Source organism: Paenibacillus sp. (assembly GCF_035645195.1).
GTDB lineage: Bacteria > Bacillota > Bacilli > Paenibacillales > YIM-B00363 > Paenibacillus_AE.
The window spans coordinates 60,838-82,551 of sequence record NZ_DASQNA010000039.1 but is presented as its reverse complement, the minus strand read 5'-3'; the positions used below and the strand labels follow the sequence as shown (position 1 = coordinate 82,551).

The following is a 21,714-nucleotide window of genomic DNA, read 5'->3' as shown; positions in this document are numbered from 1 at the left end:
TCCCTCCCGCATCTTCGATGTCTACTTGTTCAGTTCATGAGTCTGGCGAGCAGCGTGGCGAACTCCGCGCGGCTCGCGATTTCGCTCGGACGGAATGTGCCGTCTTTAAAGCCTTGCAGTCGTCCCTCCGCCGCGAATGCGGCAATATACGGCGCCGCCCAATGGCTGCGAGCCACGTCGGCGAAGACGTCTTTCGCCGGCGCCGCCGTCTTGCCCGCGGCAAGCGCCGCCATGACGGTCATCTCGGCGCGGGTTACCGGATCGTTCGGACGGAACGTTCCATCCGGATACCCGTGCACGACGCCTTGCCCCGCGGCCGCCTGCACCGCGTCGCTCGCCCAGTGCGTGCTCGGCACGTCCGGGAACGCCTGGGCGCCTTCGGACGCCTTCCAACCGTACGCCCGCGCCAGCATGGCAGCCGCTTCGGCTCGCGTCAACGTCCCGCTCGGCCGGAACCGATAATCCCCAAAGCCGGTGACGATGCCCTTCGCGACCAATTTTTCCACGGCTTCGGCGGCCCAGTGCCGATCCATATCGACGAAGCCGGCCACCAGCGGCGCGCGCTGGAACATGATGCCGTACTGCTTATCTTGGAACGCCGCATCCGTCATCAACCGAATGTAATAGACGCCGGGCTCCAATTCATGCCGCATGCGCATCGTCGTCGTGCCGAACGGGCTCGTTTTCCCATATTTCTGCTGCGTATTAGAATTATAGAGCGTGTAATACATGTACCGATCCAACGGAATGCCCGTCAGGTCGACCGTCACCAAGCTTCTTCGACTGATGCGGATTTGAAACCAATCCTCGTCTTTGGCCGAGTCGAATACGCCGTTATACACCTTATCGGCCGCCATCGTCGTCGCTTGATACGAACGGTTGTTGGGCTCGAATACGTCCGGCAGCTTCCGTTCGAAATCGATCGTCAGCTTATACTTGCCCGCCACCGGCAGCGGGTACACCGCTTTAATGTTTCTCACGCGGATGTAGTACAAACCCGGTTTCACGTCTATATTGCCGGAATATAGCGGCTTCCCTTCCCCGACCTCGTCGAACATATGGCCCGCCGAATCGCCGTCGCGGATGAAGTACAGCTCCGGTTCGATCCGCAGCGTGTCGGATTCCAACCGCAGCGACACGGTGCCCGGCGCGTCGACGGGCAGCGCGAACCAGTCTTGGTCGTCGATTTTGCTGAACGTGCCTTCGATGATATTGGATGCTTTCGCCGGCAGCCGGAACGCCTGGTATGCCTTGTCGTTCGGCTCGTACGGGTCCGTGTAAATATGGAAGGACGTTTCCATCTCATAGCGAACCGGCCCCGCCGCGCCCGGTTTCAACCGCAGCGCCGCGAGCAGCCGCTCCCCGTCCGGAGCCGGCAGCCTTACGGCCGCCCCGTTCGACAGATCGTACCGAATCCGGCTGCCGGTGCCTTGATCCAGCAGCAGTTCCGCGTTCACGGAAGCGCCGCGAAGCTTCACGCCGATTTCGCCCGGATACGGCGGATCGAACGCGAACCAATCTTCGTCCGATCCGTTCGTCAATTCCCCCCTAACGAGCCCGACGGTAGACACCGGTTTCGCCTGCTCCTTGCGGTCGTTCGGCTCGAAGGCGTCCGCCTTCGGCGTCAGCGCGACCGCCGCGTCCGCCCGCAGCAGCCCATAGCCGGTACGCGCGTTCCAACCGGGGCCGAGCGGCTGCGCCGACTGCCGCAGGTACTCCCGAATATCGCCCGGCGTCAAGCTCGGATCGAGGCCAAGAAGCAGCGCGGCGACGGCGGCCGTTTGCGGCGCGGCCATCGAGGTGCCCTCTTTTTTGACGTATTTGCCGTTCAATCCGGTCGTGTACACGTACCACGGCGCGATCAGATCGACCTCCGGACCGAAATTGGACAGCGCCTTGTGTTCGTTCGTAAGCGATGCGCCGCCCACGGCGACGACGGACGGGTACGCCGCCGGATATCGGACGGTCTTCCCTTCGTTCCCGGTCGCCGCCACGAGAAGCACGCCTTTGCTTTCCGCGTAATCGACGATTTCGGATAAGTACGGCGAATACAAATGAAGTCCGAGCGACAAGACGATGATATCCGCTCCATGATTGACGGCGTATTCGATGCCCTGCCCCAAATGCTCTTCCTCGCCGACGCCTTTGGCGTCGATCGCTTTGATCGGCATGATGCGCGCGTTGGACGCGATGCCGGCGATGCCTTCGCCGTTCCCCGCGACGGCCGCGATGACGCCGGCGACGGCGGTGCCGTGGCCGTTGTCGTCCTGCGGCGGCCGCTTCGGCTGCAAAATATTGACCCCTTCGATAAGCCTCCCTTTCAAATCGGGATGGTTCAAATCGATGCCGGTGTCGATCACCGCCACGGTCACCGGCTTCAGCGTCTTGCCCGTGGAAGCGATTCTCTCCCACGCCGCCGGCACGCCGATCTGGTTCAAGTAGCTCTGTTTATCATAATGCGGATCGTTAGGCGGAGCGGCGGCCGCCTGAAGGGAAGCAGCCCCGATGAAGGCGGCGGCCCATACGGCGACCAACGCCGGGATCCACGTTTTTATCCGTTTCAGTCGTTTCATGTTCGTTCCCCGCTTCCGCTAACCCTGCAAGGGAAAAGTCTGCTCCATTATTTGTATTCGCTATTGGGCTCCGAAAACCTCCCCCAAATCAACGTTCGGAAAAATGTAACAAACCGCCTGTATTTGTAAAGGAAAGTAAACGTCCGCGACAGACTATGCGACAAAAAAAAGGAGAGGCGCGCAGCCTCTCCTTCCTCCGGAAATCGCTAGATAAAGAAATCGGTCGTAAACCGGAACAACCCTTCCAACCATCCGAGCAGCGGACCCGGGAAAAAACCCATCAGCACGCCGGCCGCCGCCGACAGCCACAGGGCGGTACCCAATACCGGCGGAACCTTGATCGGCGTCTCCTCCGCGCCCGGGCGCATGAACATTTGGCGGATAAACCCGAAATAATAATAGAACGAAATGACGCTGGTCGCGATCATGAGCAGCGCGAGCCAGAACAGCTTCATCTCGATTGCGCCGAGCAGGATGAACAGCTTCCCGAAGAAACCGCCCGTCACCGGGATGCCGGCGAGCGACAGCACAATCAGCACGATCGCGAACGCCGTCCACGGCGCCCGATGATACAAGCCTGCGAACCCGCGCAGCTCGTCGTGGCCTTCCGTCCGCGAAACGATCGCGATCGCGGCGAACGCCCCCATGTTCATGAACAAGTAGGCGATCATATAGTAGACGAGCTCCGAGAAGCCGCTGACGCGGAACAATGCGACGTCGGCCGCGATCGGCACGAGCAAATAGCCGGCGTTCGCGACGCCCGACAGGGCGAGCAGCCGCTTGGCATTCTGCTGGCGAAGCGCCATCGCGTTGCCGATGACCATCGCCGCCGCCGCCAGCACGGCGAGGGCTAGGAACATGTCTTGATGCAGCGGCGCTTCCGTCGAACCAGTCTGGAAGAATGCCGTATAGAACAAGCGGAACAGCATCGCGAAGCCCGCCGCTTTCGAGACGACGGCCAGATACGCAGCCACCGGCGTCGCCGCGCCTTGGTATACGTCCGGCGCCCAAGCGTGGAACGGCGCCGCGGCGATTTTGAATCCGAGTCCCGTCAGCATAAGGAAGAAGCTGACGTACAGCAGCGCCGAGAAGCTCTCGATGCCGCCTGTCCGCAAGGCCATATTAATTTCAAGCAGATTCGTCGAGCCCGACAGCCCGTACAGGAACGACATGCCGTACAGCAGGAACGCCGACGAAATGCCCCCCATCACGATATACTTGAAGGCCGCTTCCGTGGAAACGGACAGCTTCTTGCGCATGCCTACCATAATATAAGTCGTGATGCTGAGGAGCTCGATCCCGACGAACAGCATAATGAGATCCGCCGACGATGCGACGATCATCGCCCCGAGCGTCGCGGGCAAATAGAAGTAATAGTATTCGCCCACATCGTCGCCCGCGAGATCGTCTTTCCGCATGCCCAAGCTGATCAGAATCGACAACGCCGCCCCGGCGAGGAACAGCAGCTTCATCACGAGCGCGAAATCGTCGACGCGATACGATTGGTTCAGCAAGGCGATAGGCTGTTCGACGCCGAGCTGCAGCGCCGCGAAGACGGCGGACGCCGCCAGGGCGGCGAGCGTCAGCCAGCCGATCGCCGTCCGGCTCGCGGAACGCGGCAGCGCGAGATCGAGCAGCGAGAAGACGACCGCCGCGATCACGAGCGTCAATTCCGGCGCCAAGTGAGCGAGGTCGGCGACTTTCAGCCGCAGCAAAGATTCGGTCGGTTCCATCGTTTACCCTCCCCCGTTCGCATCGGCACCCGCGAGCCACTGCTCGATCCCGCCGATCGTCGTTTGCAACGGTTCGCTCAAGACGGCGGGATAGATGCCGATCAGTAAAATAAACGCCGTCAACGCGATCATCGGGACCGCCTCGATCCATCGCGCGTCTTTGTAGCCCAGGGAAGCTTCCTTCGGCGGGCCGAACGTGATCGCGAGCACCCCGCGAAGCACGTAGACCGCCGCTAAAATGATGCCGAGGCAGCCGACGGCCGTCAAGATCGGCATCGCGTCGAACAACGACAGGAACGCGAGCAGCTCGCTGACGAAGCCGGAGAGACCCGGCAGTCCGAGCGAGGCCATGCCCGCGATCAGCAGCATCCCGCTCATGAACGGCATCGACTTCGCGAAGCCGCCCATCGCGGACAGCTGCGTCGACGACGTCCGTTCGTACAAGCTGCCGACCAGCAAGAACATGAGCGCGGAAATGAGGCCGTGCGACACCATTTGGAACACGGCGCCTTGCACCCCGATCCCGTTCATCGCCGCCGTGGCGAGCAGCACGATGCCCATGTGGCTCACGGACGAATACGCAAGGATAAGCTTGAACTCTTTCTGCACGAATGCGAGCGCGGCGCCGTACAAAATATTCACCACGCCCAAGACGGCGATCAGGACGGCCCACTGCTTCGCTTCGCTCGGGAACAGAAACACGCCGAATTTCAGCAAACCGTAAGCGCCCATCTTGAGGAGCACGCCGGAGTGAATCATGACGATCGGCGGCGGCGCTTCCGTATGCACCCGGAGCATCCACGTATGGAACGGGAAGATCGGCAGCTTGATGCCGAACGCGATCAACAGCAGGAAGAAGACCAGCGTCCGGTTCCCCTCCGTCAGGAAGAACGGATTCGGGAAGCTTTGTCCGAGCTCCGGTCCGAGATTCGCGAAGGAAGCCGCATCCTGCATGTTTTTCAGAATCGTGTCGTAGGCGCCGGAGTAAACGAACGAAGATCCTTCGACCGTCATCCCCGCCGTCGAAATCAAAATAAGGAACGCGATCAGCATGAACGCAGAACCCAAGCCGTTGTAGACAAGAAACTTGTTCGCCGCCTTTTCCCTTTCATACAGCCCGTAGATCCCTATTAAGAAGAACATAGGGACGAGCGTAATTTCGAAGAACAAGAAGAACAGGAACAAATCTCTCGCTAAAAACACGCCGAGCATGCCCGTTTCCAACAACAGAAACAGAATAAAATACGTCTTGAACCGCTTCTTGATCGTCACCGACGCGAGCGCTGCCATCGAGGCGACGAGCGCGGTCAGGAACACGAGCGGCAGCGATAAACCGTCCGCGGCCAGCGCGTAATCGAACTGCACATGATAGGTTTCTACCGACCCCAACCGTTCAAGCAGCTCCGTATTCAGAGAAACGTGAATCCAACGAAGCGTTTCCGCGAACTGGTCTCCCGCCTTCGCGATGTCGAAGGAGGCGTACAGCCAAGCGCTGAGCAGCAGCGGCAAGAACGTCGTTCCGATGCCGATCCATTGGATCAACCTGCCGTTGTGCCGAGGCACGAACAGCAGCGCAAGCACGCCGAGCAGCGGCGTGAACACGATCAAAGATAAGATTGGAATTTGATCGAGCATCTAGAGGAACCTCCTTCCCGCCAGCGCCGCGATCAGCAGAACGCAGCCGATCAGCATCATGGCTCCGTACGTTTGCAATTGACCGTTCTGCAGCCTCGTGCCGACGCGTCCGATGCCGGACGTCGCCGCGGCGACTAGCTTGACCAGGCCGTCGACGACATACACGTCGAACAAGTGAAGCGCCTGCCCGATCGCCCGGTACGGGGCTACGATAACGGCTTGATACAGTTCGTCGATATAAAACTTGTTGCGGAGCACGGCGTACCAGCCCGTTGCGTTCGCCTCGCCCTCCGGCTTCCGGAACACCGCATATCCAATGCCGATGCCCGCGAGCGCCGCGACGTTCGACAAAATGATCACGATCCAGTCCGCGTGCTCGGTGAGCGTCTTCCCTTCAAGCCACCCCGCAAGCCACGGTTCCCCCGGCAAGTTGACGAAACCGGCTGCGACCGCGAGCACCGCCAGCACGATAAGCGGCAGCGTCATGACCAGCGGCGATTCGTGCGCGTGCGATGGTTGGTCCGCGCGCCATTTCCCGAGAAATACTTTCACATACAACCGTGTCATGTAAAAAGCTGTAAAAAATGCAGCCAGCAATCCGACCGCGAATAGGATCGTGTGTCCGTGGTGGAGCGTCTCCGTCAAAATCGCGTCCTTCGACCAGAAGCCGGCGAACGGGAACAAGCCGGAGAGCGCCAGCGTGCCGATCGCGAACGTGACGGCGGTAATCTTCATCGGCCCGAACAATCCGCCCATCTCGCGGATGTCTTGTTTATGTACGGCGTGGATCACGCTGCCCGCCCCGAGGAACAGCAGCGCTTTGAAGAACGCGTGCGTAAACAGGTGGAACAGCGCGGCCGTCTTCCCGAGCTCTGAGCCCATGCCGAGCGACAGCATCATATACCCCAACTGGCTGACGGTGGAATACGCGAGCACCCGCTTGATATCGTTCTGCGCGACGGCGATCAACGCCGCGAACAGCGCGGTGAACGCGCCGACGTACGCCACGACGTCCAGCGCCAGCGGCGACGCCAAGAAAATATCGTACGTACGCGCCACTAAGTAGACGCCCGCCGCCACCATCGTCGCGGCATGGATGAGCGCCGAAATCGGCGTAGGTCCTTCCATCGCGTCCGGAAGCCAGGTGTGCAGCGGGAATTGACCCGACTTGCCGACCGCGCCGACGAAAATCAATATCGCGATCCATGCGGCGAGCCCCTGGTCGATCTCCCCTCCGATAAACGCATTGTGAATGGAGTTGAAATCGAGCTGGTGGCCTGGCATCGCCCACCACAGCAGCAGGATGGCGATAAACAACCCGACGTCGCCGATTCTCGTGACGATGAACGCCTTCTTCGCGGCGGCTTTCGCCTCGGGCTTGTGATACCAGAAGCCGATCAACAGGAACGAGCAGACGCCTACCAGCTCCCAGAAGATGTAAAGCATCAAGATGTTGGACGACAACACGAGCCCGAGCATCGAGAACGTAAAGAGCGACACGTACGCGAAGAACGTCGAGATGCGCTCGTCGTCGGACATGTAGCCGATGGAATACAAGTTTACCAAGGCGCTGACCAGCGTTACGATGACCAGCATCAGCGCGTTCAAATTCGTCACTTCGAAGCCCATATACAGCGAGAAGCTGCCGATGTCGATCCATCGCCAATCGTCCCACGTATAAGCCGCCGCCCCGTTCATCCGTTCGAAGAAGACGAGCAGCGAGAGGCCCAGCGACGCGAATGCGGCGACGGTGCCGATCGCCGGACCGACGACGCGCGCTCCTTTGCCCATGGCCGTCAGCATCAAGAAGCTCAGGAGCGGAAAGAGCGGGATCAGCCAAGCGTATTGCACGAACGTAGAATCCATCTGCCTTCCCCTCCTTTAATGCTTCATCTCGTTCATATCTTGCACGTCGCTAATTCCCCGGTTACGGAACAGCGCGATAAGGATGGCGACCCCGACCGCCGCCTCCGCCGCCGCGACCGTGATCGTAAACAGCGAGAACACTTGCCCCGTCAAGGACGGCACGACGCCGTACTTCGATAAGGCGACCAAGTTCAGGTTGACCGCGTTCAGCATCAATTCGATCGAAAGCAGCACGATGACCGCGTTGCGCTTCGTCAAGGCGCCGAACAGCCCGATGCAGAACAAAATCGCCGCCAAAGTGAGGTAAGAAGAGGCCAAATCCACCGTCACGGTCCTTCCTCCCTTCTGGCGAGCACGATGGCGCCGATGAAGGCGACGGTAAGCAGCACCGACACCAGTTCGAACGGCAGCACCCGCTCCGTGAAAATGATTTCGCCGATCGCGCGCGTATTATCGGCGCCCGGATCGAACGTTGCCCCTCTCGGCAGCTCGGCCCGTTGGATGGCGAAAAACAAAATGCCGAACAGCGCGACGCAGCCGAGCGCCGCCCATGTTTCTTGGCGCGTCCACGGCGGCGCCTCGTCGCTCGACTCGTGCTTCGTCAGCATGATCCCGAAAATCATCAGAATCGACACGGCGCCCGCGTAAATAAGAATTTGCACGAAGGCGACGAATTCAGCTTCCAAAAGCACGTACAGTCCGCCGAGGCTAAGAAATGCGAATGCCAGCGAGACGACCATATGCACCACTTTGGTGAAGCTCAGCATGAATATCGATCCGCCGATCACGAGGAGCGCAAACACGAAGAAGGCGACCAATTCGCCTGTCAGGAACGACATTTAATTGGCCCCTCCTTTGCCGCCAGGCTGCGGGTTGCGGGTATTCTCGCTGCGGATGTTCGTGTTGTTGTCGTTCAGCCATTCCATGTTTTTGAATAGATCGTCTCGGCTGTACGTCGCCAATTCGAAGTTGTTCGTCATGACGATCGCTTCGGTCGGGCATACCTCCGTGCACAGATCGCAAAGAATACAAATTTCGAAGTTGATGTCGTACGTGTCGATGACTTTGCCCTTTTTCTCCGGGTCCGGATTCGGCTTGCCCGTCAGCGTAATGCACTCGGTCGGGCAAATGCGCGCGCATTGGTTGCACACGATGCATTTGTCCGGGTCGAAATGCTGCACGCCGCGGAATCGATCCGGCATCGTCATCGGCACGTCGGGATAAGCGTAGGTCACTTTTTGTTTGGTCATGCTTTTGAGCGTGACGCCCAAGCCTTTCGCGATCCCTTTCATGGGTACCCCTCCATCCAGCTCTATTTACAGGAGTTCTTTCACGAGCGCCGTAAGGAAAATGTTCAAGAGCGCGATCGGCAGCAAATACTTCCAGGCGAGGCCCATCAGCTGATCCACCCGCACCCGCGGCATCGTCGCGCGCAGCCAGAACAGGAAGAACACGACCGCCGAAAACTTGAGCAGGAACCAAATCAATTCCGGCACGAACGCGAGGAACGGCAGCGGCGCATGCCATCCGCCGAGGAACAGCACCGTCGTCAACGCCGCGATCGCGTAGACGTATACGTACTCAGCCAGCATGAAGAAGGCGAACCGGAAGCCGCTGTACTCGACGTGATAGCCGGCGACAAGCTCCGATTCGGCCTCCGGCAGGTCGAACGGCGTCCGATTCAATTCGGACACCGCCGCGATCAGAAATACGCCGAAGGCGATGATTTGGGGGAACAGGTTCCAGTTCCAAAACCAGCCCGCTTGCCCTTCGACGATCGTTCGCAGGTTGAGGCTGCCCGACAGCATGATGACGCCGACCATCGACAGGATGAGCGGCACTTCGTACGAGATCATTTGCGCGGCGGAGCGCATCCCGCCGAGCAGCGAATATTTGTTGTTGGACGCCCAGCCGCCCAGCACGATGCCGAGCGTCGAGATGCTGGTGAGCGCGCCGTAATACAGCAAGCCGACGTTCAGGTCGGCCGCGTACAGGTTGCTCGTATACGGCAGCACGGCGATGACGCCGAACGAAGGGACGAACGCGATGGCCGGCGCGAGGATAAACAGGGCGCGGTCCGCTTTGGACGGAATCGTGTCTTCCTTCAGCAGCAGCTTCGCCACGTCCGCGACGGACTGGAGCAGGCCGAACGGGCCGACCCGGTTCGGGCCGATCCGAAACTGCATCCAGCCGATGACCTTGCGCTCGAAGTATATCGCGTAGGTGACGAACCCGAGCACGACGAGCAGCATCAGCACGCCGACCAGCAGCATCGTGATAAAACCGGTCCACGTCAGCGGATTTTCGAAATACGTCATCAGCCGTCGACCTCCCCGACTACGATATCGGTCGCCCCTAAAATCGTAATTAAGTTCGTCATCGATTCGCCGACGAGCAGCTTCGGCAAAATTTGCAGATTGACGAACGACGGGCGGCGGAATTTCAAGCGGAACGGCTTATCTTTGCCTCTCGATACGATATAGCAGCCGATTTCCCCCCGCGGCGATTCGATCGCGGCGTAAATTTCCCCTTCCGGCGGGCGGATGACCCGCGGTACTTTGCCCATGATCGGACCTTCGCCGGGGAAGTTGTCGACCGCCTGCTCCAGAATGCGAAGGCTTTGTTCGATCTCCGCAAGACGGACTTGGTAGCGGTCGTAGCAGTCGCCGTTCTTCCCGACGGGAACGTCGAAGTCGAATTTCGAATACAGGCTGTACGGTTGATCTTTGCGCAAATCCCATTTGACGCCGGTGCAGCGCAGGTTCGCCCCGCTAAGACCGTAATCGATGGCGGTTTGCGCGTCGTATTGGCCGACGCCTTTGATTCGGGACAAGAAAATTTCGTTGCCGCTGACGAGGTTATGGTATTCCTCCAGCTTCTCGCGCATATACGGCACGAAATCGCGGACCTTCTGAATCCAGCCCTCGGGCGCGTCCCATTTTACGCCGCCGACGCGCATGTAAAAGTATGTAAGACGCGCGCCGCACAGCTCGTTGAACAAATTGATAATGACTTCCCGATCCCGGAACGCGTACAGGAACGGACTCATCGCGCCGATATCGAGCAAGTACGTTCCCCACCAGACGAGATGGGACGCGACGCGTTGCAGCTCCATAACGATGAGGCGCAGGTACTCCGCGCGCTCCGGAATTTCGAGCTCCATCAATTTCTCTACCGTGTGGCACAGCACATAGTTATTCGTCATCGCCGATACGTAGTCCATCCGGTCCGTATACGGGATGATCTGCGTGTACGTTAAGTTCTCGGCGAGCTTCTCCGTGCCGCGGTGCAAGTACCCCATCACCGGCGTCGCTTCTTTGATGATCTCGCCGTCCAGCTTGACGACGATCCGGAATACGCCGTGGGTGCTCGGGTGCTGCGGGCCGACGTTGAGCAGCAGTTCTTCGGTTCTTAATGCCATGAGCCGGTTACACCTCCGGGTCCAGCGGTTCGTAGTCTTTGCGCAGCGGATGGCCGACCCAATCGTCGGCCATCATGATGCGGCGCAGGTCGGGATGACCCGGGAAATCGATGCCGAACAAATCGTACACTTCCCGCTCGTTCCAATCGGCCGTCGACCATAGCGGCGTGACCGAAGGGATCGACGGTTGTTCGCGGTCCGTTTTCACCTTGACGCACGCCTCCCGCTTCGATTCCAAGTGAATCAAGTGGTACACCACTTCGAGATGCGTTTCCTGATCGACGCCGGACAAGTTGCGGAGATAGTGGAATGACAGCTCCGGATGCGTCTTGAGCGTCCGGGCCGCGGCGAACCAGCGGTCGCTCTTCACGGTCAAGGTCGGGATCTCGCCGCTCTTGTCGTTGATTTCCGCCTTCTCGACCGCGTCTTCTCCGACTTCTTCCTTCAAAATGGCCGCGATGCGATCGAGCAGCGGCTGATTTTTCGACGGCTCCTTCGGCTTGGGCGGCTCCGCGGAGCCTTCCTCCGCCTTAGGCGCGCGCGGAGCGCGCGCAGGCCGTTCCGCGGCGCCTTCGCCTCCGGCGGCGGCGCGGGCCGCTCTCGCCTCGGCCGCGCGCTTTACGCGCGCTTCCTTCTCCTCGTCCGTAACCGCTTTCGCGGGAACAGGCTGCGTCTCGCCTTGCGAATCCGCTCCGCTTGTCTGCGCCTTTTCCTTCACTCCGGCATCGACGGCTTGGGCGTCCCGCGCCCGCTCCTTGGCGACCTCTTCCCCTTGCGCCTGCAGCGCTTCCGCCTTCTGCACCGTTGCCTCCGTCGGCGTCGCGTGTCCGTCCTCGACCTTCACCTTCTCGCCGACGGCGTTCGTATGGATTTCTCCGTCCTTATCCGGCTCCGGCGTATACTTCGCGACCTCCGCCTCGTTCTGCGGCACGGACACGTCGTATCCCTCCGGCGCCTTCTCTGGCGGATTCGGACCGGCTTCCTTCGCCAGTTCCTCCGCCGCCTTCTTTACTTTATCGTCTTCCGTCACTGACTCGTCACCCGCTTTCCGGTCTTCGCTTCGTACCGGATTTTCTCTTGCAGCTTGTTAATGCCGTAGATCAGAGCGGCCGGATTCGGCGGACAACCCGGAATGTACACGTCGACGGGCACGATTTGATCGACGCCCTTGACGACCGAGTACGATTTGACGTAAGGGCCGCCCGCGGTCGCGCACGAGCCCATCGCGATGACCCATTTCGGCTCCGGCATTTGGTCGTACAGCTTCCGCAGCAACGGTCCCATCTTCTTCGTCACGGTGCCCGCGACGATCATAACGTCCGATTGGCGGGGAGATGTCCGAAAAATGACGCCGAACCGGTCCAAGTCGTAGTGCGAACCGCCGGTGCCCATCATCTCGATCGCGCAGCAAGCGAGCCCGAACGTCATCGGCCAGAGCGAGTTGCTCCGCGCCCACGCCTTGAGCTGCTCGAGCGTCGTCATGAAAACGTTGCGCTGCATCTCCTCGTGTTCTTCGGGCGAAATTTTGTTTAAATCGAGGTCCATTTCAACACCTTCTTCTTCCAGGCATAGATCAAGCCGATCACGAGCAACAAGACGAAGATGAGCATCTCCACGACGGCGAACAGGCCCAATTGATCGTATGCGACGGCCCATGGATATAAGAACACGGCCTCGACATCGAAAATAACGAACATCAGCGCGAACAGATAGTATCGAACGTTGAACCGAACTTGCCCCGTGCCGACCGGCTCGTTGCCGCTTTCATACGTCGTCAGCTTCTCCGGCGTCGGCTTGTGCGGCCTGAGCAGCTTGCCGATCGTCAGCGCGGCGACGGGCAGGAAAATCCCGAGCGCGACGAAAATCGCCACGAGCACGTAATTGTTCATGTAATGTTCCAAGCCTTCGTCTCCTCCTTGTTCGCACATAAGGTTCCCTTATGAGACTTGAAATGTTTTCCTGATAAAACCGTTCTCATTATATCAAAAACTTCCACCCGCGTACATGAAAAGAAGCGTTTTCGTACAAGCTCTCCCGCCTGCCGCAAGCCTTTTCCCGCAGTCTCATTTTTCCATCGTTCCCAAAACCGCCGGATGTTTATCCGTCATTTTTCCCGTTTTCGCGGCGGCGCTGATAGTAACGGCGCGTTTTGGCCCGATTGCCGCAGTCGCTCATACTGCACCAGCGCCGGCTCCGATTTTTCGTCCGGTCCAAGAACAACCATCCGCAGCCGGGCGGTCCCTCGCATCGGCGCAGGTCGGCCGCCCGCGGAGAGACGAGCAGTTCGACGGCCGCCCGAACGATTGGGTACAGGGGCCGCAGCAGATCCGTTTTGCTCCCGAAGGTCCAGCGCCATTCGAAACCGCCGTCGCCGTGGGCGAGCGCAAGGCGCGCAGACGTCTCTTTCCACGCTTCATTGAGCCGGGCGACGTCCCGCTCGTCCGGCTTTTCCCGTCGAGCCGCCGCGCTGAATACGCGGAACATCGTTTCCCTAAGTTCGATCGCCTCCCGGAACGCCTCGTCCGCCTCTCGGTCTCGCCCGCGAGCGGCCGCAAGACATGTTTCCGCTTCATCTTCCGAAACGACCCCCGCGGCTATCGCCCACGCGACGAAATCCCCGTAGCCGCGAAGCCGGTCTTGCGGCGTCTCGCTAGTATGCCAGTCTACCGTATTGCAAAAATCGAGCGGCGCAGCCCCTCCAAGAAAGCTGAATGTCATACCCGTATCTTTATGTTCCATTCGTGCCGTCCCCCGTTCCGTTCTTGCGCATTTTATCTTTCTTTATATTACTTTGAGGATTGACATTGGCAATGTTGCCCAGTTACATTTGTATTATAACCATTAAAATCTGTTTTGGAGGTTATTCAAATGATTTTTACGCCCGGAGCCTTATTAGCGAAACAATTCGATATGATTTTCCTCGGCAACCATTGGTATGCTCCGCTGCAGGATTTGCTCGCCGCCGTGTCTGCGGAGGAAGCGATTCGCCGGCCGTCTCAAGGCGGGCACACGATTTACGAGCTGCTGCATCATTTAATGTACAGCGCCGAAGAAGCGACCCGTCGGCTTCGCGGGCTTCCCGAACAATGGGACGAGTCCCGCAGCTGGGTCGAAACCCCGGCGTCGCTGACCGCCGAAGCATGGAGCGAATCGATCGAACGCTATGCCGAAGTACGCCGGACGTTCCGCGAGACGGCCGTCTCGCTCGGCGACGAGGCTTTCCTCCTCGGGGCGAACCCGGAGCGTCCCGCGCCTTACGATCTCGTGCAGAATCTCCTTCATCATGAAGCGTTCCATGCCGGGCAAATCGCTTATGTACGCAGGCTTCACGGTCGCGAGCCCATCTTGTAACGGTTTGTAAAAAAAGGATGGCTTCCGACCATTGGTCCGGCGCCATCCCTTTTTTTATCGCGAGCTCTTAATCCAAGAATCGAATCAGAAGCTCCGCTTCGTCGCTGATCCGCGTATATTCGTGCGAACGGGAGGCCTCTTCGATGTGCCCGTAAGCCCAATGACGCTTTCCGGCGTCAGGCCACGACGGCGAGAAGTCGCCCGTCAGTTCGCCCCGTCCGATCGCGCGATTAATCGCGGTTACCGCCTCCGCGCGGGACAGGTCGCGGTTCGGATGGAACATGCCGTTCTCTCCGACCATGATGCCGAGCGCGTTCAACGATTCGATCAAATCGCGAGCCCAATGGTCCGAAATATCCGGGAACGAATAGCTCGCATTCGTCGGCGTGTTTTCGCGCCCGATGAAGCGCAGCAGCACCGCCGCGAACTCTCCGCGGGTAATCGGTTGATCCGGCTTGAACTCGCCGTCGTCGTACCCGCCCATCACGCCGCTCAGCTTCATGACTTCGATGTAGGAAGCCGCCCAATGCGCGTCCGTTACGTCGGGATACGTCACCGCGGCGCGCTTCTCGTTGCCTCGGTTCAGCAATCTTGCCAGGATGGCCGCCACTTCGGCCCGGGTAATCGAATTTTCCGGCCGGAACCGGCCGTCCGGATACCCGTTGATATATTTTTCATGCGTGCCCCCGTTGTCGAGCTTCAGCTCGAAAGACGTAAGGGCGTTCCATTGATTTTTCAGTTTCGCCGCCGCGGCGTCGTAGTTCACGATGATTTGGAGCCCTGCCGCGATCGGCTGATCAACCGTAATCGCGAGGCGGTTCCCCTTGAGCTCCACTTTGACGACCTTCGCCGGCTTTCCGCCGACGATGACCGTCAGGGCGTTCTCGTCGAAGTACGACGGCGCGTTGTTCAGCGTGACCTCGATGACGCCCTTTGCCGGCTGTGCGATTTCGGTCGTGACGACCTGGATCGGCGCCGGCGGTACGATTACGGGAGCCGTCGGCGCGGCCGTTGCGACGCGGAACATCGTGAACGTACTGAACTTCGGAATCGTGAACGCGATGCCGATCGGCCGGCCGTTCTCGTACACGATCGTCCCCGGAATATCGTCCGGGCCGCTGCCGCCTACGACTCTCTTCGTGCCGTCCGAGTGCTGAATGTAAACGCGAATCGAATTGACGTACCTCCGCAGTTCGTCCGGATCAGTCGGCAGCGTCAAGTTCGCGAACGGCAGCACGATGTCCGTATTCAGCCCGGTGTAGTTCGTCTCGATCTTCCGCGGGATATCGAGCACTTCGATCTCGTTCGTTCCCGCGGCCGCCTTGACGAGCGCGTCCTGCTCCGTTTGATTCGCGATCTCGTTCTTCTGCGCCGGATCCCGAATCGGCACGACCCGGAAGAACAAGTCGGTCCCCAACTCCTTGACGGCAGACAACGTGCTCGCCGGGAGCTTGATCGAGCCTTCCGGCGTTTCGATGTGCAGCGTATTCCCGGCTCCGAGTCTTTCGACTGCGGCAATCGGAATTTCCACGGCGAGCTCGTCGGCCCGCGCGAGCGGATTCACGTCCGACATATCGCTGAACTGCAGGCGAATGTCTTGGTTGCTCGCGTTCGCGCCGGCCAACGCGTTCATCGCGTCTTGCGACAAAACCAGCTTATCGATTTTCAGACCGTTGGACAGCGTCGTCCGGTTGATCGTCACCGGGATGTCCTCGCCGTTCGATACGACTTTGCTGTTTTCGCGCCCTACCGTTTGCTTCTGCTCCTCGACGACCGTGCTCTTCACGATCAGCAGGAACGTTCTGCTGAGCGGCGTTCCGTTCGCTTTGCGTACGGTCGCCGTCAGAATGACGCTCGTATCCGTCGTTTGGCGATTGACTTGCGCGACAAATTCCATCTTGCCGTTACCATCGTCGTCGTGCGCGGCGTCGGCGGAAATCTTAATGACGTTCTCGTTGCTCGACTTCCACCCGACCACCGTGTTGTTGGAGCCGTCTTTCACCAAGAAGAGCGGCAGCGTGATGCTTTCCCAGATGTCGCCCGGCGCGTATTGTACCTTCAGCTTTTTGAGCGCATCTTTAATATCTTCATTAATTTGCTCCAGCGATTGCAATTCGACCGACACCGTATTCGATTTCGGCGAAGATCCCGCGATATTGACGGCGACGACTTCGTATTTGTACGTTTTTCCGGCCGAGAGGCCTGTATCCTCGTACGTGAGCGCCGTCAGTCCCTGCGCGATCAGCACGCCGTCGCGATAGATGCTGTACGTGATTTGTCCCGGTCCGTTGACCGCCGTCCATTGCAATACCGCTCCGCTTTCCTTGATTTCCTTCGCTTGCAGCGTCGGAGCGGCCGGGACGGATGGCAGCGGCGTCATCTCAAGATCGTATTCGACGATCGTTTCGCCGACGTGAATGATGCCGTCCTTGATCCAACTGTCGCCGAGGTCGACCTCGCGCGCGTCGGTTCTGCTGTCGAATGCGACGTATCCGTTCTTCGTGCCGATCAGATAATAATCGCCGTCCGCGTAAACCATCCACGCGTATTCCCCCGCCGCCGTCGTCGACTGCGGGTTCCGGTTCTGGTTCGGCGCGAACAACTCCAACACCGGCAGCGGCACTTCCGTATTCACCGAACGATTTTTCGAGCGGTTCAGCGCCGTATCCGCCCAGTACAGCTTCATTAGCGCGCCTTCGATCGGCGCTTTCGTTACCGCGTCGCGGACGATGCCGTAAGGGTCGATCAAATCCGGCTCGATGACGAATTCGCCGTTCTGCCCGATCGTAACCTTCTTCCGTATGCCGGCCAAACGTTCGCCGTTCGGCGCGTTCATCTGGAAAAGAAGCGTGTACGTTCCCGGCGGAAGCTGTGCGACCTCGTATTTCCCATCCGGATGTATGGTTACCGTTTTTCCTGCGAGTTCATTGCCGTTCTCGTCGAAAATGCGGCCGCTCACCGGGTTGTCATGCTTCAATACGTCCGAGAGCGACAACGGGCCGTCGCTGAGAGAGCTGCCGGCGATAAACAAATAACCGCTGATTTGGTTCGTCGCCGGTACCGTTTCGCCCGGGGCCGTGTCTCCGCCGACGACGGCCGTTTGTTCGAATTCCATCATTACCGTGCGCGTCCCGACCGTAATCGGCGCTTTGAACTTTACGATATACGTAAAATCGACCTTCGGCACGAGCAAGCGGTATTTCCCGTCCGGTCCGGTAATGGCGGTTATCGTGTACCGGTTGCCGTCGATGATCATATCGATCGACACTTCGACGTTCGCCAGCGGCTTGCCGCCGCTGATGACGATCCCTTCGATCATGGCGGGCAGCAGCGTCGCGGTCACCTTTCGCTCGGCGAACACGCCGCGATCTAAGTCTCGAACGATAACCCACAGCTCTTCATTCTTCGGTTGGACTCCCTGCAGCCTCGGAGCGATCAACTCCGCCTCCGACAGCCCGTTCGCGTCGGTGACGGCTTCGTTCTTGCTCAACGTGCCGCCCGTCGTCGTATAGCGGACGGTCGCGCCGGAGACCGGCGTGTCGTCCAAGTACCGGAGCGAAGCGGTCAGTTTGCTCTTGGATTTGCCGTCCCCGACAATGCTCGACGGGTCGGCGGTCAGCAGCAGCTTCGCGCGCTCCGGCAAGGTCAGGTGCTGCGTCGCGACTTGGTTCGCGACGATCGTTACCGGCGCCGACACGAGCGTTCCCAACGTATTCTCCACGGCGACCGTAATCGGCCCGGAAGGAAGCGAGGATATGGCGTACACGCCGTCCGCGTCGGTGATCGACGAGCCGATCTTCGCGCCGTACACATCCCGTGCGACGACTTCTACATCTGCCACGAGTCCGCCCGTGAAGCTTCTCAGTTCGCCGGTCACGCCGCCATAGGTTTGTTGCGTTACCGTATAGGCGAAAGTGACGATGTCGCTGTCCCTCAGATTTTCCATTACGGCGAAAGCCTTAATCGTCGTATCGGCGGTCAGCGCAATCGGTGCGCTATATACCGCGCTAGTCCTGCTCGGCGTCGATTCGTCGACCGTGTAGTAGATCGTAGCTCCCGTCGTCGTCGATCCCAACTCGACTTGCGTACCGCTCGGCACGAGCCCCGGGGTCGGATTCGCCGTCGGCGCAGCCACTTGACCCTGCAGCGTGTACGTGAACGTCGAGATTACACTGTTTACCATCCCGGCTTTCACTGCGATCGCCTTCACCGTCACGGTATCCCCTGGATTCCCGGTGATCGTCACGCTCGTTCCGCTCGTATCGCCCGTGTCCGGGTCGCTCCCATCCGTCGTGTAGTGGATCGTCGCGTCGCCCGTCGTCGTGTTCAGCGTTACCTCGCTGTTATTTGCCACCGTCGATCCGCTCGCCGGATTCGCCGTCGGCGCGGCGACTTGACCTTGCAGCGTGTACGTGAACGTCGAGATTACGCTGTTCACCATGCCCGACTTTACCGCGATTGCCTTCACCGTCACCGTATCCCCTGGATTCCCGGTGATCGTCACGCTCGTTCCGCTCGCATCGCCCGTATCCGGATCGCTGCCGTCCATCGTGTAGTGGATCGTCGCGTCGCCCGTCGTCGTGTTCAGCGTTACCGCGCTCCCGTTCGCCACCGTCGATCCGCTAGCCGGATTCGCCGTCGGCGCGGCGACTTGACCCTGCAGCGTGTACGTAAACGTCGAGATTACGCTGTTCACCATGCCCGACTTCACCGCGATCGCCTTCACCGTCACGGTATCCCCGGGATTCCCGGTGATCGTCACGCTCGTTCCGCTCGTATCGCCCGTATCCGGGTCGCTCCCGTCCGTCGTGTAATGGATCGTCGCCTCGCCCGTCGTCGTGCTCAGCGTTACCGCGCTCCCGTTCGCCACCGTCGATCCGCTCGCCGGATTCGCCGTCGGCGCCGCCACTTGACCCTGGGTGATCGTAAACTCGCTCTCCGCAGGGGCAGAGTCGTTGCCATGCGCATCTGTTGCTATCGCCCTTAAAGTACGCAGCCCATATGCTAAATCGGACGTCGGCGTATAACTCCAGATACCGGAGCCGTTCGCCTTAAGACTGACAACCATTGCGCTTCCGGTACCCGGATCGATCTGCAAATCGATCGTCGCTCCAGGGTCAGACCCGCCGGAGATCGTCGGCGTGCGATTGTCGGTCATCGATTGATGTGCCGGCGCATCGATGCTCACCGTCGTTGTCGTATCGACGATCATCGTCTGCGAAGCGGATACGCCGCTTACGCTGGCCGTGACCGTATACATCCCGTCGGCCAATGGGGGCTCGGCTGTTTCGAACCGCCATACTCCGTTCGAAAGCGTCGCCGTCCCGGTTTTCACCACGGTCTCCCCTTGTTTGATCTGAACCGTTACCGTGCTCCCGTTCGCCGCGTTCGTGCGGCCGGTGATCGTCGGGAGATTGTCGTTCGTCGTGAACGGATCCCCGTTATCGATCGTAATGGAAGGCAACGTAACATTGTATGTTTTGCTGTCCGTGGCCGTATTGCCGGTGTTCGTCTTCGCTTTCGCGGTAATGATTCGGTTCCCTGCCGACAGCGGCTTCTCGGGCGTATAACTCCATGTACCCGGATTTTCGGTAATAATGTCTACAGTCACGCCGTCGATCTCCAGCTCCACGCGATCGGCGTTCGTACTCGTGCCGGAGATCGTCGGACGAGGCGATCCGTCCGTAGGCAGCGTGTTGATCGCTACTGTCGGCGTCACGACGACGGCCGAAGTGTACGTAAGCCGCTGGGTCGCCATCGCGAGCGGCGGCGAGTTCGGCGTATCCGAAAACTTCGCGGTAATGACGTACATTTTGCCATTCGAAGGAGAGGGCAGGCTAAAAGAACTCGATGACCATCTCCCGTTGTTCCCTACATTTTCGCCGCTGGTTCCAGTGACCCGATTACCATCAATATATAAATGTACTTTCCCGTTCCCGACCGCTGTTCCGCTGAACGCCCTCGACGTGCTGCTCGTCGTCACGGCCGCTCCGCCGTCGATCGTAATCGAGTTGGTCGTGTTGACTTTGATTGTGATTTCCTGCGTATAAGTTGCCGTCTTGCCCGAAGAACTGACTTCCGCGACGGCCGTGTAGGTGCCGTTCGAATCCGTAATACATGCCGGCAAAGTAAGACTCCACGTTTTATCGCCCGCCACAGTCGGCGAACCCGTATAGGTCGGCGTCGTGCAAGCCGTTCCTTCAATCCGAACCGTCACGCCCGAATGCGAGGTCACGCCGGTCATGACGTAACCGGTCGTCGTGTTGTATTCCTTGCTATATCCTCCGTCGATCGTCACGGAAGGCGCCGTCGTCCCCAACGTAACCGGCGCATACGAAGCGAACGAGGCTGTGTTCCCTTCGTCCATTCCATCCTTATTTATGACAGAGAGATTCGCCGCCTTGGAGCTGGCGAAATAGAGCTTTACCGAACTGCCTGCTTGCAGCGCGTTGCTCGTCGCCGCGGCGATCTCGGCGATCGGAACTTGAAAATCCAAGAAGTATTGCCCGTTCTCCGCAGCCACGATTCTAGTGCCCGGAACCGTATTCCCGTTGGCGGTCTCATAAATGCGACGAACGTTCGAGCCATCTGCATTCGCGATGTACACATAATCGATGCTCGGCGATTTCCCGTTCAGGCCGACGGTCGCAAGATGATTGCCGTTGCTACCCGCCAAATGGACCATCCATACCGACGACAAAAAACCGCCCTTCCGGTCGTACGGATTCCCTTTCAGCCGCAATCGAACGTAGAAATTGTCCGCGTCGGACGCGTGGTACACCGAAGGCAAATTGCCGATGCCTTTGTCCGTACCGCTCGTAATATCCACATCGATCGGACTGATCCCGGCCTCGCCCGCTTTATCGAAAATCGATTTTCCGTCGCTGGTTGTATAAGGAGTAAAGATAGCCGGCCAGGTCAGGCTATGCGTATCGGCCGAGGCGCTCGGGGCAGGAATCAGCGATGTAAAGCCGATGACTGCCGCGGTGAACATGCTAATAAATCTTCGTTTGAATTTCATCCTCTAACCTCGCTTTAGTATGTAGAGAAACATATTCGTCCGTACCGTTCCAAAGCTTCATTATAAAGCGGCCTAATAAACAATTACTGAACAAGCGTCAGTCGTCTTTCATGC

General features: G+C 59.3%; 15 protein-coding genes. 1 reads left to right on the top strand and 14 read right to left on the bottom strand.

All coding sequences use genetic code 11. The annotated features are described in order from the left end of the window. Positions 1-29 precede the first annotated feature (29 nt). The 13 genes from VE009_RS20950 to VE009_RS20890 form a co-directional block, all read right to left on the bottom strand. Positions 30-2,573, bottom strand: coding sequence for a S8 family serine peptidase (locus VE009_RS20950; protein WP_325011046.1), 2,544 nt, complete (start codon positions 2,571-2,573; stop codon positions 30-32). A 206-nt stretch (positions 2,574-2,779) separates the two neighbouring features. Further along, entirely contained in the window at positions 2,780-4,306 is a 1,527-nt protein-coding gene (locus VE009_RS20945) for an NADH-quinone oxidoreductase subunit N (RefSeq protein WP_325011043.1), read from the bottom strand. 3 nt (positions 4,307-4,309) lie between these two features. Then, positions 4,310-5,941 (bottom strand): NADH-quinone oxidoreductase subunit M, encoded by a 1,632-nt coding sequence (locus tag VE009_RS20940; protein ID WP_325011041.1) that lies wholly within the window; start codon positions 5,939-5,941, stop codon positions 4,310-4,312. Further along, complete coding sequence (gene nuoL / locus VE009_RS20935) at positions 5,942-7,807, bottom strand: NADH-quinone oxidoreductase subunit L (RefSeq protein ID WP_325011039.1); 1,866 nt, start codon at positions 7,805-7,807, stop codon at positions 5,942-5,944. It abuts the gene before it with no gap. Between the two features lie 15 nt (positions 7,808-7,822). Beyond that, entirely contained in the window at positions 7,823-8,125 is a 303-nt protein-coding gene (gene nuoK / locus VE009_RS20930; protein WP_325011466.1) for an NADH-quinone oxidoreductase subunit NuoK, read from the bottom strand. Positions 8,126-8,133: 8 nt separating this feature from the next. Beyond that, positions 8,134-8,646, bottom strand: a complete 513-nt coding sequence (locus VE009_RS20925; protein ID WP_325011037.1) for an NADH-quinone oxidoreductase subunit J — start codon at positions 8,644-8,646, stop codon at positions 8,134-8,136. Further along, complete coding sequence (gene nuoI / locus VE009_RS20920) at positions 8,647-9,099, bottom strand: NADH-quinone oxidoreductase subunit NuoI (protein WP_325011035.1); 453 nt, start codon at positions 9,097-9,099, stop codon at positions 8,647-8,649. 24 nt (positions 9,100-9,123) lie between these two features. Then, the gene (gene nuoH, locus VE009_RS20915) at positions 9,124-10,125 is read right to left on the bottom strand and encodes an NADH-quinone oxidoreductase subunit NuoH (protein ID WP_325011033.1); all 1,002 of its coding nucleotides are present in this window, start codon (positions 10,123-10,125) and stop codon (positions 9,124-9,126) included. Next, entirely contained in the window at positions 10,125-11,228 is a 1,104-nt protein-coding gene (locus VE009_RS20910) for an NADH-quinone oxidoreductase subunit D (RefSeq protein WP_325011031.1), read from the bottom strand. Before VE009_RS20910 ends, nuoH begins: the two co-directional genes overlap by 1 nt. 7 nt (positions 11,229-11,235) lie before the next feature. Further along, on the bottom strand, positions 11,236-12,258 hold the full coding sequence (locus tag VE009_RS20905; RefSeq protein ID WP_325011030.1) for an NADH-quinone oxidoreductase subunit C: 1,023 nt from the start codon (positions 12,256-12,258) through the stop codon (positions 11,236-11,238). Next, positions 12,255-12,773 (bottom strand): NADH-quinone oxidoreductase subunit B family protein, encoded by a 519-nt coding sequence (locus VE009_RS20900; protein WP_325011028.1) that lies wholly within the window; start codon positions 12,771-12,773, stop codon positions 12,255-12,257. Before VE009_RS20900 ends, VE009_RS20905 begins: the two co-directional genes overlap by 4 nt. Beyond that, the gene (locus tag VE009_RS20895; RefSeq protein WP_325011026.1) at positions 12,758-13,156 is read right to left on the bottom strand and encodes an NADH-quinone oxidoreductase subunit A; all 399 of its coding nucleotides are present in this window, start codon (positions 13,154-13,156) and stop codon (positions 12,758-12,760) included. The genes VE009_RS20900 and VE009_RS20895 overlap by 16 nt, the downstream gene beginning before the upstream one ends. Positions 13,157-13,325: 169 nt before the next feature. Beyond that, positions 13,326-13,967 (bottom strand): CGNR zinc finger domain-containing protein, encoded by a 642-nt coding sequence (locus VE009_RS20890; RefSeq protein WP_325011024.1) that lies wholly within the window; start codon positions 13,965-13,967, stop codon positions 13,326-13,328. Between the two features lie 129 nt (positions 13,968-14,096). Between VE009_RS20890 and VE009_RS20885 the strand changes: the two genes are divergently transcribed. After that, positions 14,097-14,579: a DinB family protein gene (locus tag VE009_RS20885; RefSeq protein WP_325011022.1), complete on the top strand. Its 483-nt coding sequence runs from the start codon at positions 14,097-14,099 to the stop codon at positions 14,577-14,579. Between the two features lie 67 nt (positions 14,580-14,646). Here the strand turns inward: VE009_RS20885 and VE009_RS20880 are convergent, their stop codons facing one another. Next, on the bottom strand, positions 14,647-21,600 hold the full coding sequence (locus VE009_RS20880; protein WP_325011020.1) for a chitobiase/beta-hexosaminidase C-terminal domain-containing protein: 6,954 nt from the start codon (positions 21,598-21,600) through the stop codon (positions 14,647-14,649). Positions 21,601-21,714: the final 114 nt, after the last annotated feature.